The 5,199-nt window shown below is 45.9% G+C and carries 2 protein-coding genes; both read left to right on the plus strand.

Annotation, left to right across the window (positions count from 1 at the left end; all coding sequences use genetic code 11):
* Positions 1 to 173: 173 nt before the first annotated feature.
* Positions 174 to 2,522 carry an FtsX-like permease family protein gene (locus ACMJ0U_RS01520; protein WP_417127721.1) on the plus strand — a complete coding sequence of 783 codons (2,349 nt, stop codon included), beginning with the start codon at positions 174 to 176 and terminating at the stop codon, positions 2,520 to 2,522.
* A gap of 35 nt (positions 2,523 to 2,557) precedes the next feature.
* Complete coding sequence (locus ACMJ0U_RS01525; protein ID WP_417127723.1) at positions 2,558 to 4,942, plus strand: FtsX-like permease family protein; 2,385 nt, start codon at positions 2,558 to 2,560, stop codon at positions 4,940 to 4,942.
* The last annotated feature ends 257 nt before the right edge of the window (positions 4,943 to 5,199 follow it).

Below are 5,199 nucleotides of genomic sequence, written 5' to 3' on the forward strand. Positions count from 1 at the left end.
TATCTCTCCCAACCATCGATTACTTTTGTCTAAAAATCATACACCCCATGTCAAAAATTTAGACACTTACAAAAAGCAGAAAAACCATATATATCTATAAATCAACATTTTGAAAAGATGGCACGAAAATTGTATAGTACATTTGCAGTAAAAACAAAACCAGACACAGAAAAATGAAAACTTACTTTACCTTTTTACAGCGCAACAAACTTTTTACCTTTGTCAATGTCATCGGATTAAGCATCTCACTCATGTTTCTCCTGTTGATTACCCACATGGTGACCCGACAACTCACCGTGGACAAGGACATGAAAGACGCAGACCGTACTTATGTACTGGCCAACGAAGTATGGGCAGGAGGTCACATCTTACTGGGTGACAAACTACAAAGCCGTTATCCAGAAATAGAAGACTGGTGCGCCGTAAGCGGTTACTACGAACAGTTTGTCAGAACCAACGACCAACCGGTTAATATACAAATGATGTTTGTCCGCGAAAACTTCTTCCAGTTCTTCAACTTTCATCTGCTGGAAGGGAATCCAGAAACCTTGCTGGCCAATGAAAATAACATCGTGCTGACACGTTCCTGCGCCATCAAGCTGTTTGGTACGGAGCATGCGTTAGGGAAAACACTTATTGAACAAGCATTCGGTGACCGGCGCTGCACAGTGAGTGGAATCATTGAAGACATTGATAATTCTATCTTTCCTTCCAATATTGAAGCATTCAGCCTTCATAAGAATGTGCGATATGTTAATTGGAGTGCCAGCGAAGAAAATACCCAGTTGGGCAATGCCGCCAGCTGCATCTTCTTTCTGCGTTTCCATCCGAACGTCAATCCCAACGACAAAGCCGATGACATAGCCCGCTTTTTTAAAGAATTCTTCTGGATTTACCAATATGACTCCGTTAAAAAGGTATTATTCATCCCCATACACGAGTTTTACTTCTCCGATACACAGGCTGCCGGAGCCATACTCAACCAATATAGCCTGAAAGTGGTACTTATTTTCCTGACCATCGGTATCTTGATTCTGTGCATGGCCATCTTCAACTATACCAGCATGAGCATTGCCCAAACCAGTTACCGGGCAAAGGAAATGGCTACCCGCCGTCTGTTAGGTTCCTCCAAGAAAAGCATATTCTGGCGTATGATTGCCGAATCGTTCCTGCTGACCACTTTGGCCTTTGTAATTGGTTTTCTACTGGCCAAAGCCGCAGAACCTACCGCGATGGAACTGCTTCATACACGGCTTGACATTGTGGGCGACTTAAATCCCGTTACCCTATTGTGCTATCTGATTTTGATTACCGTACTTTCCCTGCTCTCCGGATTCGTGCCTGCCACCCTGCTGTCACGCTACAATCCGCTGGACATCGTAAAAGGTACCTTCCGCCGCAAAACCAAGACTTTATACCTCCGCCTGCTAAACATTGTGCAAAACGGACTCACCATTGCCATGCTGGGATGTGCCATTTACCTGAGTGTACAGATTTACCGCATCCTACATGCCCCATTAGGGTATGAATACGGGCACGTCATCCACTACCCTCCTATGGCCAGCGACCAAAAACTTCAGCTTTTCCGTCAGGAAGCCCAGAAACTTCCTTTCGTAAAACGCGTCAGTTTTGCACAAGGTACTCCCCTTGACGGTGGAAACAATGATACCATGTACTTCACATCGGCCGACAGTACCAAAGACCTAAGCTTCCAGACTTTTGTGGTGGACTCTGCCTTTATCGACATTTTCCATATCCAAATTACGGAAGACCGCCATGCTGGATATAATCCCAAAAATTTCTTTGTAAGCCAGACGGCCATGAAAGACTTGCGCCAGTTGGGATTTACAGACTTTGTAAGAAGTGAACGGGGAGGCTATACCATGAACGTAGTTGGAGAATTCAAAGACTTCCAGATTCGCTCTCTGCTTATGAAAGACCCTCATCCGCTGCGCATGCAAATTGCTCCCTCCGACAGCATCAGTCCATGGAACATCCTGGTGGAAGTACGCGATGAACAACCTGAGGCTTATAAAAAGCAGCTGGACCAGCTCTATTCCAAAATAATAGACGGATACCCGTTTGATTCAGCATGGTATGGCACACTGGTGCAGAAAATATATGAAGACATTACCCGTATGAATCACCTGATTCTTATCTTCACCTGCGCAGCACTGGTTATCTCCCTGTTAGGACTTACCGCCATGAGCATCTATTTCATCGCACAACGCAAACGAGACATCGCCGTACGCAAGGTATTCGGTTCCGACAGCCACAGCGAAATGCTCCGGTTAATGAGATTCTCTTCCGCATCACTGGCGTTCAGTCTGCTCATCGGCCTCCCACTGATGTATATCGGCATTCAGCAGATAGACAAGATTGTGACCTACGAAAGCAGTTTCCCCTGGTGGGTACCGGTTGCCGCTTTCCTGATTGTAGCCCTCATCTCACTGGCTTCCGTCTGGCTAATCAGTCGAAAAGCCGTACGGGAAAATCCGGTACTGAACCTGAAAACAGAATAATCTTTCCCAAATCAGAAACATAAAAAAACGAAAATATGAAAACCATCCTACGAAATCTATTCTATACGCTGAAACGCTTCCAGACTGCCTCCATGCTGAACCTGATGGGACTTTCGGCTGCCTTTGCCGCCTTTGTCCTGCTTATGATGAAGGTAAGCTACGAACGCGATTTCGATACCTGCTATCCTCATACCGACCGCCTGGTCATGCTGAATCTGGCACAACCTCAAGAGGAAAATTATGTCAGTACACTCCCCCGAGGCCCTATCGATTACCTTATCCAACAAGTACCGGGCATCGAATATGGCACCATCTATTCCCCGGCCTGGCAGAAACAGGCTTTCTACACCGACCCCAAGAATCCGCAATACTTCTACGAGGAGCCCTGGGCCGTGTATCCCGACTTCGGAAAAATCATCGGACTGAAGTTCGTGGAAGGCAGTGACCAGGAGATGAAACATCCGGAAAGTGTCATCGTATCCGAGAGCTATGCCCGCAAACTATTCCCGAATGGCAATGCCTTAGGTTCCTACCTGTACACAGATACTCCAGACTGGCGAAATCCGGAAGCTACCAAATTCCGGATATGCGGTATTTTTGAAGACCTGCCGGAAAACTGCCAGTTCAAAAATGACCTCTTTGTTCCGATGGGAAAACTTCAGGAGAACGACTGGGGCAGCCAGAACTTTTTTGCATTCTTCTTGCTAAAACCGGGAGTCAGCGTGGAAGAAGTCAACCAGCAAATTGCAGCTACAGAAGCCAACAAACGACTGTTTACCGGAGATCAAGGCACCCAGAAACTCTATGTTCTCCCAATTCAGAAACTATATTATGACATGCATTCCCCCTACTACTTCCAAACAGGTAGCCGCAGCACCATGACCCTGCTGGTAAGTATCGGGTTCCTGATTATTCTAATCGCCTGCATCAATCTTATCAATTTCAGCACGGCACTGGCTCCGGTACGCATGCGCAGCATCAATACCCAGAAAGTGCTGGGAAGCACCAACAGAGAACTGCGCCGTGCCCTGGTAGCCGAATCGGTAAGCATCGTATTGATAGGCTGGCTATTATCATTAGGTATTGTCGCTGCCCTGATACGCCTGAACGTACTATCCTTTATGGGTTTCACCCCTTCCCTGCTTGTTTACTGGAAATATGTGCTTTACACCGGAGTGATTGCCCTGCTTACTGGTATCGTGGCCGGACTGTATCCGTCATGGTACATGACCTCTTTCCCTCCTGCCCTTGTATTGAAAGGAAACTATGCCCTGAGCGGAAAAGGAAAACGTCTTCGTACAGTACTCATCGGTTTCCAGTATATTGTTTCGTTTGCCCTGATTGTCACCGCAGCTTTTATTTTCCTGCAGAACCGATTCATGCGAAACCATGAACTGGGCATCGACAAAGACCAGATACTGGTCGCTTCCCTCCCCCAACTGCCTTATCACAGCAGTCCGTACCGCAAATTCGACAGTCAGCTGAAAAGTTTTGCTGAAATTGACGACATCGCCTACGCCAAATGGGAGTTAGGAGCCACCGAGGGATATACACAGTATACCTTCCGCTACAAAGGAAACAACTACGAACATCAATATATTGACGTCACAACGAACTTCTGCCAAGTCATGGGAATGCACATTCTGTCGGGAAGCGACTTCCTGCCCAGCGATTCCATCTACACCTCCCAATTAAACTTTATCGCCACGCAGGACCTTCAGAAAGAAAGCGGCATCCCGGCAGGAGAAACACTCGACTTTTTCCCATGGGGAATGAGCGCCACCCTCAAAGGATATGTGAATAACGTGCAGTTTACTTCACTCAAAACTGGCTCCGTCCCCTATATTTTCTGTCCCAACGGTATCTACAGCAACAATGTGCTACCATTTGCCTACATCCGCGTAAAGGCCGGAAGTAATATGGACAGCGCACTGAAGCATATCCGTCAGACAATGAGTGAATGTTTTACGGGCTATCCCACAGAAGTGAAATTTTACGACCAGATATACGGCCAGCTTTACCAAAAAGAAACAAACCAGCAAAAGATAATCACCTGGTTCAGTCTGCTTGCCATTCTGATTTCACTGGTAGGAGTATTCGGACTGATTATTTTTGAAGCCGCACACCGCCGTAAGGAAATCGGGGTACGAAAAGTATATGGAGCCTCCACGGGACAAATTCTTTGGATGTTCGGCCGCTCCTACCTCACGCTTTCCATCGCCTGTTCACTCCTGGCCAGTCCCATCGCCTGGTATGCCGTATCGGAATGGCTGAAACAGTTCAATGAGAAAATCCCTATTTCTCCATGGGTATTTCTGATTACATGCGTCATAATCAGTCTGATTACACTGATTACCATTACCATACAGAATTACCGGACAGCCAGTAGCAACCCTGTTAACAGCCTGAAATCAGAATAAAATCCAACGAAAAAATTGAGTGACAAAAAACGTAAAGGCGTTTGCACTAAAACGTCAAAACGTTTTTATCGAAACGCAAGTACATTTCAATTTAAACGCCTTTACGTTTTACATTGAATGTACTTGCGTTTTGAAGCAAATATAAAAGCGTTTTTTTAAGCTGAAAAAAGGCATAAAAAAAGGAGTTCCGCTGAACTCCAACCTTTGTTAACCTTAAATCTAATACTATGAAAAACACAGTACAAAAGTATTTATTT

Source organism: Phocaeicola sp. (genome assembly GCF_048170425.1).
In the GTDB taxonomy this organism is placed as follows: domain Bacteria; phylum Bacteroidota; class Bacteroidia; order Bacteroidales; family Bacteroidaceae; genus Phocaeicola.

Coding starts and splice junctions, on each gene's coding strand:
- ACMJ0U_RS01520 (WP_417127721.1), top strand. CDS start 174: ATGAAAACTTACTTTACCTTTTTACAGCGCAACAAACTTTTTACCTTT.
- ACMJ0U_RS01525 (WP_417127723.1), top strand. CDS start 2,558: ATGAAAACCATCCTACGAAATCTATTCTATACGCTGAAACGCTTCCAG.